This is a genomic window from Streptomyces sp. URMC 126 (assembly GCF_051386555.1).
GTDB lineage: Bacteria > Actinomycetota > Actinomycetes > Streptomycetales > Streptomycetaceae > Streptomyces.
In genome coordinates, this window is record NZ_JBPQTX010000145.1 from 1 (window position 1) to 16,783 (window position 16,783).

A 16,783-nucleotide genomic window follows, 5' to 3' on the forward strand; every position below is an offset into this window, starting at 1 on the left:
TGGGAGGAGTGGGAGGGGCGGGGTGTGTCGGGGGCTCTGTCGAGGGCGTGCCCGGGGTGTCGGGCGGCGCCGCGTCGGAGGGCGGTGGCGCGTCGGAGGGTGGTGGCGCGTCGCCCCGCAGGAACGCCGACCACCACGCGTCGTCCCGCGCCGTCCGCGAGAAGTACGTCCGCGAGACCCACTGCGTCCGCTCCGCGCTGACCCGTTCCCGACAGACCCGCAGGTGGCCGCGCTCGGAGAGGATCCGCAGCGCCGTGCGGACGGCCTGCTGGCCGTACGGCAGTTCCTTGGCGAGCGTCTTGTGGTCCATCGCCGCGCCGTCCGGCAGGCGGTCGATGTGCGCCGCGATGTACGCCTCGCGGGCGGGCAGGTGCGTGAAGTCCCGCGCCGAGCGCGGTGCTTCGTCGGGTGCCGAGCGCTTGCCGTAGCCGGGCCGGGCCATGGGCGGCTGCTGGGGAGCGAGGGGCTGGGATGGCGGGTACGGGCGCGCGTCAACGCTAGGATTGGCGACAGCCATGAAGATCGAAGTCCGTTCGCATCGGTCTTGGTGGTCAGGCCCTCGCCAGGTGTTTGCGGCACCAGCGGGGGCCGTTTTGTTGTCTGGGTCGCACGGTACACGGTCGCAGCGCTGCGTCGCGACGCGGTTGCGGAAAGTGATCCGCGCGTGTATGCGCGGGAGTTGGGGAGGGTGGGTGGGTGGGTTTCAACCCCACCGACCATTCCTTGGTGAGAGAGCTCGGGTCCCGGGGCCCGAAGCTCGGATCTCAAGCTTCGGGTATGTGCGCTATGAAGTTCGCCCAGGTGGGGGCGGGGAAGGCGAGTTGAGGGCCGGAGCCGAGCTTCGAGTCCCGGACGTGGGTGGTGTGGGGGCGGTGAGCGACTTCCACGCATTCGCCGGCGGGCTGGCTGTAGGTGGATTTACGCCAGGTCTGGTCAGCGGTCATAGCTCCTCCAGAAGCCTCCTGATGAAGTGGGTGGATTCCTCAGGAGGCATGGCCTGTCGAGTGATCATGGTGTGCCGTCGGGAAAGGGCGCTGACCTTGTCGTCATCGGTGTAGAGGGTGCCGGTCATCTGGCCCTCCTCGTAAGCGAGGCGCTTGTGCTCGGCAGTCTCCAGTAGGGAGAACGATCCGTACAGGCCCACATGGGAACCCCCGAAGCGGAGGACTTGAACGGCTACGTTCCGGGGGTGCCCCACGTCCAGCAGGTGGCGCAACTGCCGCGCGTGCGCGTCCTTTCCGCCGATCGGGTACCGCACCGCCGCCTCGCCGATGGTGAAGCTGAATTCCCTGTCCTGGTGCTTCAGCAGCGCCTGGCGCTTCACTCGGTCGGCGACCCACTGGTCGATGGTCACGTCGTCCACGGGAGGCCAGTGTCCCGCGTGCAGGATGCGCATGTACTCCTCCGTCTGCAACAGCCCCGGGACCAGTTGGGGCTGGAACGAGCAGACGGCGATGGCCTCCGCCTCGTAACGCGCGTAATCCTGCGTGTATTGGACGATGCGCTCGGGTTGCAGGTATTCCTCGGCGGCCAGCAGCAGACCCTTGGCGCCGAACATCTCGTCCGCTACGCGCAACAAGCGCGATGACGGCCGCCGTCTCCCCTGCTCCACCGAGCAGATCGTGTCCAGGCTGTACCCCGCCGCTTCGGCCAGTTCCTCGCGGCTCACCCCCGCGCGGATGCGCCACAACTTGATCTGGCTGCCGCAGTACCGCCACCCGACGGGTGGCGCGGACTTCCCGTCCATCGCCGCTCCTCACCTCGTGACCTCGTGACCTCGCGATGGAGGCGGAGGTTACGGGGAGAGTGCGCCCGTAGGGGCGTGAATGTTCGTACTCGCCACGGAAGGGTGAATGTGCGGCCGAAGGTCCAACTCGCCCGGAAAGCCGCCCGGTTGGCGCTAGGCTCATCCGCGATGACGTGCCAGTCGTGAGCCTTCCTCCGGGTCGGCTCGCTCGCCGCGTTCGGGGCTCCATCCAGGGGTCTCGGGCGGGGTCGGTTCTTGTGCCGTTCTGTCCGAGGTCCCCTCGTGGAGCCTCGCAGTCGGCGGGGTTCCGGCCCAGAGAGAGGCGATCGTATGGCCCGTCACCGCAGGCTGAGAAGCTCGATCGACTGGGGTCGGGTGCGGCGTGCGGCGAAGGCGGTGACACCGTGGGTGGAACTGCTCGTCGCCGTGACCACACTGATCCTGATCGCGATCGGCAAGGGGTGACCGACGGGGCCTATAACCAGTAGGCCCCGGCGGTCAAGCCACTCAGCCGGTCCGCCACGGGTCACCGCCCGTGGCGGACTCTTTTTCGTTTGCCTGACCGCTGGGGCCTATAGCCGATAGGCCCCAGCAACCACGCCACTCAGTCGGTCCATCGCGGGTCATAGCCCGTGGCGGACTTTTTTTCGTTTGCCTGACCGACGGGGCCTCTACCCATTAGGCCCCGGCGACCACGCCACTCAGTCGGTCCGTCGCGGGATCAGACCCGCGGCGAGCGCCCCGGCGAGCCAGGGCACTTCCACGATAGCGGTCCCCGCCGCGCCGTGCCCGCCCGTCGCCGAGCTCCGCGCCGACATCACGCTCGTGAGCGGTCCCGTCAACCGGTGGATCGCGAGGCTGTTCGGGAATCGGGCCCGGGGCGCCACCTGTTCGGGTGCAGTTGCCCGGATACCTCCCCGCGTGCCATGCCGGGCCTCTTACGGTGAGAGTGGTTCGCCTCTCCAAGGTCGGCGGGTTCCCCCGTCGTCCGAGACGCCCGCCAGGTGTCTCGGACGACGCGGGGCCCGCCTCAGCCGCTCATCCGCCGCAGCAGGTCCAGGCCCATCCGGTCCGTCTCCTCCGGTGGTCCGCCGAGGCGGTGGACGAGCACCCAGCGGCCGTCCGGGAAGGCGCCCGCGAAGACGGACGCCTTCCGGGTGGCGCCGTTGTGCCAGGTCAGCTCGCCGGCGCGCTGCCAGCTCGGCGCGGGTTCGCCGAGGGTGCGGTCGAGGACGAGGCCGGTGAGGACGCGGGCCGTGGCGCGCGGGGTGGCCCACAGGCCGCCGGCCGGGAGGATCGCGCCGTCCGTGGTCCAGGGTTTCGACGGCCGCCCGAAGAGGCCCGCCGGAACGAGCCTGCGCCGGTTCGCCGGCGGGCGGGGCGTGACGTCGTCGGCGACGCCGAGCGGTGTGAGGACGCGCGCCCGCAGGGCCTCGGCGTACGGGCGGCCGTCCGCCGCCGCGAGGGCGGCGCCGAGGACCGCGTAGCCGAGGTTGGAGTACGTCTCCCGCTCGCCCGGCGGGGCGGTGGCCAGGGCGCCGAGCCGGGGGAGGAGGGCGCGCAGTGCCTCGTCCGTGAACGAGCGGTACGGGTCGGCGCGCGAGCTGAGGCCGGGTGGCAGGCGGGGCAGGCCGGACGTGTGGTCCGCGAGGTGCCGGAGGGTGATGCCGGTGCTCGGGGTGGTCGTGGGGAGCCATTTCCCCACCGGATCGTCCAGGCCCAGGACGCCGTCCGCCGCGAGGCACGTCAACAGCGTGCCGGTCAGGACCTTGGTGAACGAGCCGATCTCGACGAAGGCGTCGGGGTCGTGACGGCCGACGACGGACGGGGTGTCGCCGTCGGCGGCGGAGAGGACGCAGGTGGGGACGGTCTGGGTCGACATCCGTTCATCATGATCATTGACAGTCCGCGGCGACAAGGGAGTTCGCGCGTACGCGGTTAGGGGGAGGCTGTCGCACATGCCGGTGCCATCCGTCCAACTTGGGCGCATCATCGCGGACATGAACCAGAAAGCCGGGCAGCAGGAGAGGTTCCCCAGGACGATGTGCGAAGGCGTGCGGTGCACTCGCTGCATGGACCGCACCATGGTGCGCGAGATCCACATGGGCCACGACGGCACCATCTCGCGCTACGACGACTGGGTCTGCAACTGCGGCTACCGCCGGCCGAGCCGGGAGGATCCCCGGCGGGCCGGCGTGCCGGTGGGGTGAGCGCCGGGCTACTTGCGGACCGCGTACGCCTCCACGTCCACCAGGGAGTAGCCCGCCGACTCCACCGCCCGCTTCACCCCCTGGACGCGGACGAAGCGCGTGCCCGGGGCGTCGAAGCGGACGGTCTCGGTGCCGCCCTTGCCGTCCGTGACCGTGGCCGCGTCGCGCCAGGTGCGGCCGTCGGGGGAGACCTGGACGCGGTAGCGGGTGGCGTGGAGTTCGTCCTGCCAGTGGAGGACGAGACGGCCGAGGCGGGTGGGGCGGGGGAGTTCGAGCTGCCACCAGGCGTCGTCGGCGGGCTGGGACGACCAGCGGGTCTTGGGGTTGCCGTCGAGGGCGGCGAAGGGCGGGAAGTCGGACGCCTCGTCGCCGGAGGAGGCGGCCTGGGCGGTACGGGCCAGGTCGGGGCCGCCGGCGGCGGGGTACGCGCGGACGGTCACCGTCCGCTCCTGGTCGCCGAGGCGGATCGGGACGGTGAAAACGCGGGACGCCGCGTCGGCCGGGACGGACAGTTCGACGCGGGTGGTCGTCACCCCGCCGCGCACGGCCGTGACCTCGTCGGGGGCCTTGACGGTGACGCCCTTGGGCGCGCGGACGGTCAGCTTCTGCTTCACCGCTCCCGGGCGCTGGTTGATCACCCGCGCCTCGACGACCGCGGGCGCCCCGCCGGCCTCGGCCGTCGCCTCGGCGTGGGTGAGCTCGAAGTGGGTGGCGGCGGTGTCGGCGAACCACGGGGTGATCTCGTGGACCGCGGCCGGCCGGGTGGGGCCCGACCAGACCAGCCGGAGGGCGTCGGCCCGGACGCCCTTGCCGGGCAACTGCGTCCAGCCGCTCGCCGAGAGCGCGCCCAGCGGCTGCCAGCCCTTCTCCGGGGTGTGCGCCTCGACCGTGCCGCGCGCGCCGGGAGCGGCGGCGGTGAGCACGGTGACGGCGGTCATCGGGTGGGGTTCGCGGAGCTTGACGGTCAGCGGGCCGTCCGCCGGCGCCGGGACGGTCGTCGTCGGGTCGCCGTCGGTCAGCGCACCGGACGTGCGCAGCGGGCGGTCGACGCCGAGCCAGCCGTTGGCGCGGGCGACGGCCTGCTGGAGGAACGGCGTCAGCACGCCGGCGCCCACGGTCACCCGTTCGGAAACGATCCGGTCGCGCAGTCGCAGCACGTCGAGCTCCGCGCGCCAGGCGTCCGCGCCGTCGCCGCGCGCCTGCGCGGTGAGCATGTCGACGGCGCGCAGGCCGGCCTCGCCGTGCCGGGCCAACTGCCGTACCCACGGCCGGACCTCCGCGCCCAGCGCGCTCGTCAGCCGGCCGGGGGCGTCGGCCATGGTGCGGAACGCGGCCCGCAGCCGGTCCGCCGCCTTCTTCAGCCGGTCGGCGTCCGTGCCGGAAAGCGCCGTCCAGAAGTCGTCCATCAGGGGCCGCAGATACGCCGACTCCTCGCCGCCGAGGACGGACGAGGCGTCGTTCCCGGCCAGCGCCCGCAGGGCCTCGCGGGCCTTCGGGTCGGCGCCGGCGAGGTCGTCGACCGCCGCCTTCCAGGACTCCTCGGGACGGTAGCCGCGCGGATTCCAGGCGTAGTCGGCGGTGGTGAACAGCGGGACGCGGGACGCGGTCGGCTGCGCCGAGGCGTTGGCGAGCAGGGCGGCCGAGCCGACGGCGACGGCCGGTTCCCGCCCGATGTACGGGCCGAGGAAGATACGGTCCTGCGCGAAGTCGTTCACCGGATAGTTGTCCATGGTGACGAGCTGGTGGCCGAACGCAGCCCGGGCGGCCGAGAGTTCACCGCCGGTGATGGTGCGCGGCACCACGCCCACGCCCGTCCAGGCCACCTCGACGCGCGGGTCGAGCCGTTCCGCGAGCGCGCGCCGGAAGGCGGTCCGGCCGTCCTGGAAGTACTCGGTGGGCAGCAGGGACAGCGGCGCCGCCTCGGCACCCTTCGCGGCCAGGTGCTCGGCGAGCACCCCCGCCACCTTCGCCTGCGCCTCCGCCGCCGCCTTCGGGCCCGAGCCGAAGGCGCCCCGGTCCGCCCCGCAGTGCCACTCGCTGTAACTGACGTCCTGGAACTGGAGCTGGAACGCCCGGACGCCCAGCGCCCACATCGCGTCCACCTTGCGCTTGAGCGCCCGCAGGTCCTCCGCCGAGGAGAAGCACATGGCCTGGCCGGGCGCCACGGCCCAGCCCAGCGTCACATGGTTGCGGCGGGCCCGGTCCGCCAGCACGCGGAACTGCTCGCGCCGGTCGGCGGGGTAAGGATCGCGCCACTTCGCCTGGCGGTACGGGTCGTCGCCCGGCGCGTACAGGTACCGGTTCAGCTTCGTGCGGCCCATGAAATCCAGCTGGGCGAGGCGCTGCGGCGGCGACCACGGCTGCCCGTAGAACCCCTCCGTGATCCCGCGCACGGCCGTCACCGGCCAGTCGCGGATCACGGCCCCGGCGACGGCCGGTGCGCCGTCCCGCCGCACCACGAGCTGACGCAGCGTCTGCGCCGCGTGGAACAGGCCGTCGTCGCCGACGCCCGCCATGGCCACCGTCGGCCGGCCGTCGCGCTGCCCGGACGCCAGCCGGTAGCCGCCCCGGGGCAGGTCGCCGGCGGCCGGGGCGCCGAGCGCGCGCAGCGCCTCCTCGGCCTGCCGCCCGCCCGCGTACACGATCAGTCCGCGCGGCGGCGGGGTGCCGCCGGGCTGGGCGTCCACGACCGTCCCGGCCCCCGCGCCGCGCAGGATCTCGCGGAGCGCCGACAGGGTGTACGGGTCCGTGCCCGGTTCGGCCATCAGGGTCACCTCGGTGCCCACCGGCACCGGCGAGCCCTGGGCGCGGCCCGACTGCGGGCGCGGCCAGACCGGGGGCAGCGCGTCGGCCCCCTCCGGCTCGGCCGTGTCCGGGCTGCCCGCCGCCGGGGCGGCGGGACCGGCGGGCGCGGCGGCCACGGGGACGTTGCCGAGCAGCCCGCCGAGCAGCGCGGCGGCCAGCACGGTCACCCCGGCGCGGCGCGGCCGGGCGGCGAACCGGCCGGTGCCGAGTGCCCGGCCGGGCCGGCCCATGGGCCGGGCGGCGCCCCGAACGTGCTGTTCGGAGCCCTGATCGCCGCACGAGGGGTCGTCGCCCTGGAACCGCACGCCTTCTCCTCGCCCCGCTGCCGTACGTTGTGGTGGTGTCGTGGTGGTGATGTGAGCGATGAGCCCATCACCAGGGGCGGAACGTGTCAACGCGGGTGACCGAACTGCCGGTATTGCCCGGGCCGGGGAGGGTGGGGTGCCCCGGTCCCGCCCTTTCACCGTTTCCGCGGGGAGGGCCCCGCGTTCCCCCTGTCGCCGCGCTTCGCGCGGTGTCCGCACGCGCCGGACGGGCGGGCGGCGGCGTACGCGTGGTGACGGAACGTTCACGGGATGGTGCGGCCCTGACGGGTGGTCCGAAGCCGGCCGTGGGCCGGGCCGCGGCCCGCCTCGGACGGCTCGACGTTCGCCTCGGACGGTCCGAGGCCCGCGGCCCGCGTTTCCGCGGGGAGGGCCCCGCGGGCCCCCTGACGCCGCGCTTCGCGCGACGTCCGCACGCGCCGGACCGTGTCCGCACGCGCCGGACCGGCGGGGCGGCGTACGCGTGGTGACGGAATCGTTCACGGGGCGGTGCGGCCCTGACGGGGGGTCCGAAGCCGGCCCTGGGCCGGTCCGAGGTCCGCCTCGGACGGCTCGACGTTCGCTTCGGATGGCCTGAAGTCCGCCTCAGACGGCCTGAAGTCCGTCCCGGACCAGCCGGAAGTTCGCCTCGGACCGCCCGGACCGCCCGGACCGCCCGGACCGCCCGGACCGCCCGGACCGCCCCGAAGCCGGCCCGAAGACCGTCCGGCCCGCGCCTGGCTGGTCAAGGCCCCGGCATCCGCACCGCCCCGAAGCCGGCCCGAAGGCCGCCCCGGGCCGGCCCAAGCCGGCCAAAACCCCGGCATCCGCCCCCGCCCCCGTCGGCGGCCGGGAATGTCCCAAAGCCCCGTCAACAAGCCGGTTCGGTCAGTAAGCTGACACGGTCCCGGCCGTCACCGGGGAGCGCCGTGCCCGTCGCCGTGCGACCCCCGCGCGGTGCGCGCGGTGCCGTCCCCGCCGTCCTCTGGAGGCAGGCATGGACCGCTTGGAGGCAGGCGCGGACCGCGCGCGCCTCGCCGCGCTGCACGGTGTGGCCACGTCCTACGAACCCGCCCCCGGGCAGAGCGTGCCGGTCCCCGAGGACACGGTGGTCGCCGTCCTCGCCGCGCTCGGCGTCGACGCCTCCACCCCGCGCGCCGTCCGCGACGCCCTGGAGGCGCACGCCCGCGCCGCGCGCAACCGGCTGCTGCCCCCGGCCGTCGTCCTGCGCGGCACCGCCCGGCTCCGGCCGCCCGACCTGCCCGAGGGCACCGCGCTGCGCGTCGAGACGGCCGACGGCCGGTCCCTGGCCGGGGACGATCCGCTGCCGCTCGGCACCCACCTGCTGCGGGCCCGGACGCCCGACGGCCGGTCGGCCGCCGCCCCGCTGATCGTGGCCCCCGAGCGGGTGCCGCAGCCGCCCGAGCGCTGCCACGGCTTCCTCGTCCAGCTCTACTCCCTGCTGTCCGCCCGCTCCTGGGGCATGGGCGACCTCGGCGACCTGGCCGAGCTCGCCGCCTGGTCGGGGCGGGCCTTCGGCACCGACTTCCTCCAGGTCAACCCGTTGCACGCGGCCGTACCCGGCGCCCCCGGGCGGCCCGCCGACCCGTCCCCGTACCGGCCGTCCTCCCGCCGCTTCCCCGACCCGGTCCACCTGCGGATCGAGGAGATCACCGAGTTCGGCTACCTCGACGGGCCCGCCCGCGACGAGGTCCTGCGGCTGCTCACGGAGGCGAAGGAGCTCAACGCGGCCGTCCTCCGCCGGGGCGAACCCATCGACCACGACGCCGTCCGCGCCCTGAAGCTGCGCGCGCTGGAGCTCGTCCACGCGGTGCCGCTCGGTCCCGGGCGGCGCGCCTCGTACTGCCGGTTCCTCGCCGAGCAGGGGCAGGCGCTCGACGACCACGCCACCTGGTGTGCCCTCGCCGAGGTGCACGGCCCCGACTGGCACTCCTGGCCCGCCGGCCTCAGGGACCCCCGGTCCTCCCGTACGGCCCGCGCCCGCGGCGAGCTCCTCGACCGCGTCGACTTCCACTGCCGGCTCGCCTGGCTCGCCGACCGCCAGCTCGCCACCGCCCAGCGCGCCGCCCGCGACGCCGGGATGCGCGTCGGGCTCGTCCACGACCTGGCGGTGGGCGTGCACCCCGGCGGCTCCGACGCGTGGGCGCAGCAGGACTCGCTCGCCGCCGGGATGTCCGTCGGCGCGCCCCCCGACGCGTTCAACTCCCGCGGCCAGGACTGGGGTCTGCCGCCCTGGCGCCCCGACGCCCTGCGCGCCACCGGCTACGCCCCCTACCGCGATCTGCTGCGCGGCCTGCTCCGGCACGCGGGCGCGCTGCGGATCGACCATGTGATGGGGCTGTTCCGGCTGTGGTGGGTGCCGGAGGGCCGCGAGCCGGGACAGGGGACGTACGTCCGGTACGACGCCGAGGCCATGCTCGGCGTCCTCGCCGTGGAGGCGCACCGCGCCGGGGCCGCCGTCATCGGCGAGGACCTGGGCACCGTCGAGCCGGGCGTCCGGGAGGCGCTGGCCGAGCGCGGCGTGCTCGGCACGTCCGTCCTGTGGTTCGAACGCGACTGGTCGCGCGGCGCCCGCCGGGCCGGGCCGCTGCCGCCCGAGCGGTGGCGCGAGGGCTGCCTCGCCACCGCCACCACCCACGACCTGCCCAGCACGGCCGCCCGCCTCACCGGCGACCACGTCGCCCTCCGCCACCGCCTGGGCCTGCTGCGCCGGCCGCTCGCCGTCGAGCAGCGCGAGGACGCCAAGGACGTCGCGGAGTGGCTGGCCTTCTTCGGCCGGCTCGGGCTGCTGCCCGAGGGGCCGGACGACGAGGAGGCGGCCGTCCGGGCCGTCCACCGCTTCCTGCTGCGCACCCCCGCGCGGATGGTCGGCGTCTGGCTGCCCGACGCGGTCGGCGACCGCCGCCCGCAGAACCTGCCGGGCACCTGGGACCAGTACCCGAACTGGCGGCTGCCCGTCGCCGACCCCGCCGGACGGCCGCTCTCCCTGGAGGACCTGGCGGCCTCGCCCCGGCTGCACGCGCTGATGGAGGAGATCCGGTCCTCGGCGGCGCGCCCGCCTGACCCTCCGACGGCCACCCCGGACGCGCGTACTCCGGAGGGGTCCGATACTTTGAGCTCGTGAGCAATAAGAAGATGAACGCCAAGCGCGCCGGGGTCGTGTCCGCCGGCACGCTGCTGATGCTGCTGATGTCGTCCCCCGCGTTCGCGCTCACCCGCGACGACGGCGACGACCCGGGCGACGGCCTCAGCGTGATCAACACGCTCGGCCTCTACGTCGCCGCGCCGATCGTGCTCTTCCTCGTGATCGCCGGCCTGACCATGGTGCTGGCCCGCAACTCCGACAACGCGCGTACGCACGACACGCACTACCCGCGGACGTCGCGCTAGTTCCCCGCGGGGCGCGCCCGGTGAGGGCGCGCCCGCCGCGCGCCTCGCGCGCCTTCGGTGACGGTACGAACGCCGGACGAGTCCTCGTACTCGGCCGGCGTTTCGGCGTACCGTTTCGCCGGCCGGGCGGCGGAACGGCTGGAGGCGGCCCGCGCGTCGGCGGCGTGCCGTCCCTACAGCCAGGGCCCGGCGAGAGCGAGCACCGCGCAGCAGAGGCCGCCGAGCGTCATTCCCGTGAGGACCGCCAGGACACCGACGACGAAGGCTCCCAGCAGGGCCGCCTTCCACCGCGCGCCGCGGACGTCGACGCGGCCCCGGTGCGCGGGGTCGTAGGTGAGCTCCGCGGTCGTGGAGCCCTCCGGCCAAGGGGCGCAGGTGCTGACGTGGGTGCGCTCGACGCCGTCGGCGTCCCGGTATCGGTACGTGTAGCGAAGGGTTCCGTCCACGGCCTTGGTGCCCGTCACGTCGGCGACGACCGTCACCCCACGGACCCGCAGGCCCCACTCTTCGAGGGCGGCGCCCCCTATGGTCGCCAGGCAGAACACGGACGGCGCGAGGATCACCGGAGCGAGCGTCCAGAGAAAGATCAGGAACGCCGGATCCCGCGCGGCCATGACGATGTACACGAGCCCGGCCACGTAGAGCGCCACCGACGCCCAGGTGATCCGCGCCGTGCGGGAGAGCGGCTGCCGCCCGGGTGCCGGAACCGGGGCCGTGCGGACGAGGGCGTACCCGTCGGGCCGTCGCTCGTCCCGGTCCCGGACCGGTAGCGTGGTCGCGCAGCCCGCCGCGAAGGCGCGTACCGCCGGCGCGCTACGGCACCGCACGCGGTACGTCCTGCCGTCACCGCTGGGGGCGGTGAGGACGATGCGCAGGGTGCGGCCCCCGAGTCCGGTGGCCTCCGCTCGTTCGATGGCGGTCGGCGGGATGGTGGTGCGGGTGCCCCGGCGGTCCAGCAGCACTCCCTGCGGGTGCAGTTGCACGCGGGAGCCCCTGCCGCGCAGGACCAGGGCGGGAGGAACGGCTATGGCCGACTCGTCCGTCACTCCGCTCACACTAGGGCGCTCCAGGCCCACTGACCAGGGGCGCTTTACCAATCCTCCCGCATCACCCGTACCGCTTCGAGCGCGGTCGGCACCGCCAGGTCCAGGCCGAGCCAGAGCAGGATCAGGCAGATGATCCCGAAGGCGGCGTGCGCCGGGAGGCTCGGCCGGTCGGCAGGGGCGTAACTCCGTTCCGGTGCGCGGGAGTCGTAGCGAATCGGTGTCGCCCTCCCGTCGTCGGACAGGGGCCAGCCGTGGCTTTCGTGGTCGTGGGTGATCCCTTCCCGGTCCGTGAACGTGTAGTGGTACACGGCCGGTCCGCCCGCGTCGTCTCCGCGGATGGCGGTGAGGTCGCCGACGACGGTGATACCCCGGATGCGCAGGATGCAGGCGGTGTAGGCGGTGGACGCCAACAGCTGGACCAGCGCTACGCCGGGCAGCAGGAATACACCCCCACAGAACCAGTCGCCGAAGGCGGTGAAGGAGGCGGTCGAGCGGCCGAGGTCTTCGGAGGCCAGGAAGACCACGGGAAGAGCCGCCGCGTACAGGACTACCAGGGTCCAGAGCAGCGGGCCCCCTCCGGTCGCCCGCATCCCGCGCACCGGCGCGAGACCCATCCGCTCCACGCTCGTCAGCCGCCGCCCGTCCTGCCGGCTTCCGTGGGGCGTGCGGGGCGGCAGGGACGAGGCGAGGGCGGCGGTGAAGGAGCGGAGAGCTTCCGCGTCGTCGCTCCGCAGCGCGAGGATCTCGCCCGCGGCGTGGGGCGCGGTGAGTTCGATCCGCAGCGTGCGGCCGTCGGAACCGGGCTCGCTGACGCGCTCGATCGCCTCGAACGGGATCCGGCGGCGCGTCCGCCTCCGGACGAGCACGACGGCGGCGTCGTACAGGAGGGCCATGGTGGCTCCGGCCGGGAGGGCGGCCCGGGGGAGCTCGGGGAGCTCCCACGTCTCGGCCGTCTCCGCTTCCTCGGCCGTCTCCGCTTCCTCGGCCGTTCCCGCCTCCTCGGCTGTTCTCGCGTCCCCAGCCGGCTCCGCGTTCTCGGCCGTCTCCGTCTCTTCGAACATCCGTGCACCCTAGAGCGCCCCCGGCCCTCCGGGCCAGGGGCGCTCTGTCGGGATCAGCCGGGGTCAGCCGGGATCAGGCAGCCGCCGCGTCCGCCGCCTGGGCCTTCAGCGCGCGCTCGACGCCCGCGCGGGACTCCAGGACGAGCCGGCGCAGGCCCGCGGACGGGTTCGCGGAGGCGAGCCAGGCGTCCGTCGCGTCCAGGGTCTCCCGGGAGATCTGGAGCGCGGGGTAGAGGCCGACGGCGATCTGCTGGGCGACCTCGTGGCTGCGGGTCTCCCAGACGTCCTTGACGACGGAGAAGTACTTCGCCGCGTAGGGCGCCAGCAGCTCGCGCTGGTCGGCGACGACGAAGCCGCTGATCACGGCCTCCTGGACGGCGTTGGTGAGCTTGTCCGACTCGACGACCGACGCCCACGCCTCCGCCTTCGCCCCGGCGGTCGGCCGGGCGGCGCGGGCCGCCGCCGCGTGCTGCTCGCCGGCCGAGGTGCGGTCGCGGTCGAGCTCGGCGGCGATGGCCTTCTCGTCGGCGCGGCCGGTGGCGGCGAGGCGGGTGAGCAGGTCCCAGCGCAGGTCGGTGTCGACGGCGAGGCCGGTGACGAGCTCGGTGCCCTCCAGCAGTCCGGCGAGGAAGTCGAGCTGCTCGTCGGTGCGGGCGGTGGCGGCGAAGGCGCGGGCCCAGGCGAGCTGGTGGTCGCTGCCCGGCTCGGCCGCGCGGAGCCGCTCCAGCGCCGCGTCCGTCCACTTCCGCAGGCCGGTCTCGCGCCAGTCGGGCGCCGCGTACAGGTCGAGGGCCAGCTTGACCTGCCGCTGGAGCGACTGGACGACGCCGATGTCCGTCTCCTTGGCGATGCCGGAGAGCACCAGCTCCAGGTAGTCGCGGGTGGCCAGCTCGCCGTCGCGGGTCATGTCCCAGGCGGAGGCCCAGCACAGGGCGCGCGGCAGCGACTCGGCGAAGTCGCCGAGGTGGGCGGTGACGACGGCCAGCGACTCCTCGTCCAGGCGGACCTTGGCGTACGACAGGTCGTCGTCGTTGAGCAGGACGACGGCCGGGCGGCGCTGCCCGACGAGGGCGGGGACCTCGGTGCGTTCGCCGTCGACGTCCAGCTCGATCCGCTCGGTGCGGACCAGCTTGCCGTCCTTCAGGTCGTACGCGCCGATCGCGATCCGGTGCGGGCGCAGCGTCGGCTCGCCCTTGGCGCCCTCGGGCAGCGGGGTGGCCTCCTGGCGGACGGCGAAGGCGGTGATGACGCCGTTCTCGTCCGTGGTGATCTCCGGGCGGAGGACGTTGATGCCGGCCGTCTCCAGCCACGCCTTCGACCAGGTCTTCAGGTCGCGGCCGCTCATCAGCTCCAGGGCGCCGAGCAGGTCGGAGAGACGGGTGTTGCCGTAGGCGTGGGTCTTGAAGTAGGCCTGCACGCCCTGGAAGAACTTGTCCTCGCCGACGTACGCCACCAGCTGCTTGAGCACCGAGGCGCCCTTGGCGTAGGTGATGCCGTCGAAGTTGACGAGGACGTCGTCCAGGTCGCGGATGTCGGCCATGATCGGGTGGGTGGAGGGCAGCTGGTCCTGTCGGTAGGCCCAGGTCTTCATGGAGTTGGCGAACGTCGTCCACGAGTGCGGCCAGCGGGAGCCGGGGGCGGCGGCCTGGCAGGCGATGGACGTGTAGGTGGCGAACGACTCGTTCAGCCACAGGTCGTTCCACCACTTCATGGTGACGAGGTCGCCGAACCACATGTGGGCCAGCTCGTGCAGGATCGTCTCGGCCCGCACCTCGTACGCCGCGTCCGTCACCTTCGAGCGGAAGATGTACTGGTCGCGGATGGTGACCGCGCCCGCGTTCTCCATCGCGCCCGCGTTGAACTCGGGGACGAACAGCTGGTCGTACTTGGCGAAGGGGTAGTGGTAGTCGAACTTCTCCTGGAACCAGTCGAAACCCTGCCGCGTGACCTCGAAGATGGCGTCCGCGTCCAGGTACTCGGCGAGCGACGGCCGGCAGTAGATGCCCAGCGGAACGGTCCGGCCGTCCTTCTCGTACGTGCTGTGCACGCTGTGGTACGGGCCGGCGATCAGCGCGGTGATGTAGGTGGAGATGCGCGGGGTCGGCTCGAAGCGCCAGATCCGGTCCTCAGGGACCTCCGGCGTGGGCGAGTTGGAGATGACCGTCCAGCCCTCCGGGGCCTTCACGGTGAACCGGAACGTCGCCTTCAGGTCCGGCTGTTCGAACGACGCGAAGACGCGGCGGGCGTCCGGCACCTCGAACTGCGTGTACAGGTACGCCTGGTCGTCCACCGGGTCGACGAACCGGTGCAGACCCTCACCGGTGTTGGTGTACGCGCAGTCTGCGACGACGCGCAGCTCGTTCTGCCCGCCGTGCAGCGACGGCAGGGCGATCCGGCTGTCCGCGAAGACCTCGGCCGGGTCCAGCGACTCGCCGTTGAGCACGACCTCGTGCACGGTGGGGGCCACCAGGTCGATGAACGTCTCGGCGCCGGCCTCGGCGGAGTCGAACCGCACGACCGTCTCGGAGCGGAAGGTCCCGCCCTCCTGGGCGCCGGAGAGGTCGAGGTCGATCTCATACGCCTCCACCGTCAGCAGCGTGGCCCGCCGCTCGGCCTCTTCGCGGGTCAGATTCGTGCCTGGCACCTGGGCATCTCCTTCGCATCACGCGTGTCATGACGTTCCCGGCCATCCTTCCACGGCGGCGGCGCCGGGCGCCTGCCGTGGGCCGTCCGCCGTGAGCCGCCAGGCCCGGTGCGCGCGCACCTGGAGGCAGCCGGTGGGGACGTGGTGGACGCCGGTCCCGGAGGCGATCCGGTGCAGCGGCGACAGGTGCTCGTCGAGCGCCCACAGCTCCGGCCGGGGGATCTCGTCGAGGAGCGGCTCGCCGTCGTCGAAGTCGTAGTCGAACCGGACGGGCCCGGGCGCGCCCGTCCAGCGGACGACGTCATGGCCGTGGCCGTCGATGGCGTCGGCGAAGGAGCGGATCTCCGCCGGGGGACGGAGCGTCAGCCCCCACGACCGGTCGCCGGCCGCCGTCACGAGCACGTACGTGGGCACGCCGGGCCGCGCGCGGAGCGGACCGCGCGCCGGGCGCGGGGTGTGCGCCCGGGTGACCCGCACCCGGCCCAGCCCGCCCGCCTCCAGGCTGGTGACGTGCACCGGACCCGGTTCGTCGGACGTCAGGGTGAGCGCCGCCGGCGGACCGGAATGGACGAGGACGTCGCAGCCGGTGCCCTTGACGGCGTCGGTCAGCGGCCGGGCGGCGGAGAGCGGGCGGAGGCGGAAACGCCAGCGGGTGAGGGCGCCGAGCTCCAGGCGCGTCACGGCGGGTTCGCCCGCCGCGCCGGTGAAGAGGAGGCGGCGGCCCTGGAAACCCTCGTCCTTGGAGATCAGCTCGCGCGTGTCGCCGTAGGGGTCGATCTCGGTGACCGCGAAGAAGTCGGAGCCCTCCAGGTCGTACTCCAGGATCACCGGGGAGCCGGGGCTGGGGTGAGCGATCTCGACGACCTCCAGGTTCCGGCCCTGGCCCGCGTACTCGGCGAGGACCCCGTCGTCCGACGGCTCGGGCGGGGCGGACGGGGCGGTGGTGAGCGACCACGGCCCGTCGGCGTCCACGAGGAGCAGGCAGGGGCCGGCGACGGGCGTCACGTCGATGAGCGCGCCCCGCCCGCGCGCGAGCACGTCGGCGGCGTCGCGGTCGGCCGGATCGCTCCCGGGGTAGACGGCGCTCAGCGTGAGGCTGCCGCGGTCGGCCCGGCCGCCCGTGTGGTTGATCCGCAGGTCGGCGGCGGGGCCGGAGTAGCGCAGCACGTCGGGGCCGGTGCCCTGGAGGGTGCCCGCCGGCTCCAGGACGCGGGCCTCGGCGAGCGGCAGGAACGTCAGGCTCCACTGCCGCCGCGCCGTCACCCGCAGCATCGGCGGCCGGCCGGGCCGCGGGGTGAACACCGCCCGCCCGCGGAACCGGCCCGTCCCGGAGAGCAGCGGGCTCGCCGTCCGCTGCTCCCCGTCGGCCGTCTCCACCAGCTCCACGGCCTCCACGGCGGCCGGTCCCCCCGGGCTCGCGAACTCCACCAGCACCGGCCCGTCGGGAAGCGGGCCTTCGGGGACGACGTCCTCGTCGCCGTTGCCGGTCTGCTCCCAGGGGGTGAAGCCGGGGGCTTCGGCGAGGGGAGTGAGGGGGGTGATGTCTGTCTCTTATAC

At 74.0% G+C, this 16,783-nt stretch carries 11 protein-coding genes and 1 pseudogene; 3 read left to right on the forward strand and 9 right to left on the reverse strand.

Going from position 1 to position 16,783, the window contains the following annotated elements; translation table 11 throughout:
- From ACSNOK_RS18645 to ACSNOK_RS18660, 4 genes and pseudogenes are all read right to left on the reverse strand, one after another.
- Positions 1-442: pseudogene (locus ACSNOK_RS18645) on the reverse strand (hypothetical protein); the annotation flags it as partial.
- A gap of 322 nt (positions 443-764) precedes the next feature.
- Positions 765-944, reverse strand: coding sequence for a DUF397 domain-containing protein (locus ACSNOK_RS18650; protein ID WP_436781841.1), 180 nt, complete (start codon positions 942-944; stop codon positions 765-767).
- On the reverse strand, positions 941-1,747 hold the full coding sequence (locus ACSNOK_RS18655; protein ID WP_436781842.1) for a helix-turn-helix domain-containing protein: 807 nt from the start codon (positions 1,745-1,747) through the stop codon (positions 941-943). The genes ACSNOK_RS18650 and ACSNOK_RS18655 overlap by 4 nt, the downstream gene beginning before the upstream one ends.
- A gap of 1,030 nt (positions 1,748-2,777) precedes the next feature.
- Complete coding sequence (locus ACSNOK_RS18660) at positions 2,778-3,629, reverse strand: serine hydrolase domain-containing protein (RefSeq protein ID WP_436781843.1); 852 nt, start codon at positions 3,627-3,629, stop codon at positions 2,778-2,780.
- Positions 3,630-3,747: 118 nt separating this feature from the next.
- On the opposite strand from ACSNOK_RS18660, the gene ACSNOK_RS18665 reads away from it, so the two are divergent.
- Positions 3,748-3,957 (forward strand): hypothetical protein, encoded by a 210-nt coding sequence (locus ACSNOK_RS18665; protein WP_436781844.1) that lies wholly within the window; start codon positions 3,748-3,750, stop codon positions 3,955-3,957.
- An 8-nt stretch (positions 3,958-3,965) separates the two neighbouring features.
- Here the strand turns inward: ACSNOK_RS18665 and ACSNOK_RS18670 are convergent, their stop codons facing one another.
- The gene (locus ACSNOK_RS18670) at positions 3,966-7,067 is read right to left on the reverse strand and encodes a beta-N-acetylglucosaminidase domain-containing protein (protein WP_436781845.1); all 3,102 of its coding nucleotides are present in this window, start codon (positions 7,065-7,067) and stop codon (positions 3,966-3,968) included.
- A gap of 994 nt (positions 7,068-8,061) precedes the next feature.
- On the opposite strand from ACSNOK_RS18670, the gene malQ reads away from it, so the two are divergent.
- Both malQ and ACSNOK_RS18680 read left to right on the forward strand, forming a co-directional pair.
- On the forward strand, positions 8,062-10,209 hold the full coding sequence (malQ, locus tag ACSNOK_RS18675; RefSeq protein ID WP_436781846.1) for a 4-alpha-glucanotransferase: 2,148 nt from the start codon (positions 8,062-8,064) through the stop codon (positions 10,207-10,209).
- Between the two features lie 11 nt (positions 10,210-10,220).
- Positions 10,221-10,475, forward strand: a complete 255-nt coding sequence (locus ACSNOK_RS18680) for a hypothetical protein (RefSeq protein WP_436781851.1) — start codon at positions 10,221-10,223, stop codon at positions 10,473-10,475.
- 173 nt (positions 10,476-10,648) lie between these two features.
- Here ACSNOK_RS18680 and ACSNOK_RS18685 read toward each other — a convergent pair whose 3' ends face one another.
- From ACSNOK_RS18685 to ACSNOK_RS18700, 4 genes are all read right to left on the reverse strand, one after another.
- Positions 10,649-11,521: a hypothetical protein gene (locus tag ACSNOK_RS18685; RefSeq protein ID WP_436781847.1), complete on the reverse strand. Its 873-nt coding sequence runs from the start codon at positions 11,519-11,521 to the stop codon at positions 10,649-10,651.
- 44 nt (positions 11,522-11,565) lie between these two features.
- Positions 11,566-12,582, reverse strand: a complete 1,017-nt coding sequence (locus ACSNOK_RS18690; RefSeq protein ID WP_436781848.1) for a hypothetical protein — start codon at positions 12,580-12,582, stop codon at positions 11,566-11,568.
- 73 nt (positions 12,583-12,655) lie between these two features.
- Entirely contained in the window at positions 12,656-15,226 is a 2,571-nt protein-coding gene (pepN, locus tag ACSNOK_RS18695) for an aminopeptidase N (protein WP_436781849.1), read from the reverse strand.
- Between the two features lie 27 nt (positions 15,227-15,253).
- Complete coding sequence (locus tag ACSNOK_RS18700; protein ID WP_436781850.1) at positions 15,254-16,660, reverse strand: hypothetical protein; 1,407 nt, start codon at positions 16,658-16,660, stop codon at positions 15,254-15,256.
- Between the last annotated feature and the right edge of the window lie 123 nt (positions 16,661-16,783).

Excerpts from the sequence above, each read along its gene's own strand:
- ACSNOK_RS18650 (WP_436781841.1), bottom strand. The coding sequence starts at position 944 with ATGACCGCTGACCAGACCTGGCGTAAATCCACCTACAGCCAGCCCGCC.
- ACSNOK_RS18655 (WP_436781842.1), bottom strand. The coding sequence starts at position 1,747 with ATGGACGGGAAGTCCGCGCCACCCGTCGGGTGGCGGTACTGCGGCAGC.
- ACSNOK_RS18660 (WP_436781843.1), bottom strand. The coding sequence starts at position 3,629 with ATGTCGACCCAGACCGTCCCCACCTGCGTCCTCTCCGCCGCCGACGGC.
- ACSNOK_RS18665 (WP_436781844.1), top strand. The coding sequence starts at position 3,748 with ATGAACCAGAAAGCCGGGCAGCAGGAGAGGTTCCCCAGGACGATGTGC.
- malQ (WP_436781846.1), top strand. The coding sequence starts at position 8,062 with ATGGACCGCTTGGAGGCAGGCGCGGACCGCGCGCGCCTCGCCGCGCTG.
- ACSNOK_RS18680 (WP_436781851.1), top strand. The coding sequence starts at position 10,221 with ATGAACGCCAAGCGCGCCGGGGTCGTGTCCGCCGGCACGCTGCTGATG.
- ACSNOK_RS18690 (WP_436781848.1), bottom strand. The coding sequence starts at position 12,582 with ATGTTCGAAGAGACGGAGACGGCCGAGAACGCGGAGCCGGCTGGGGAC.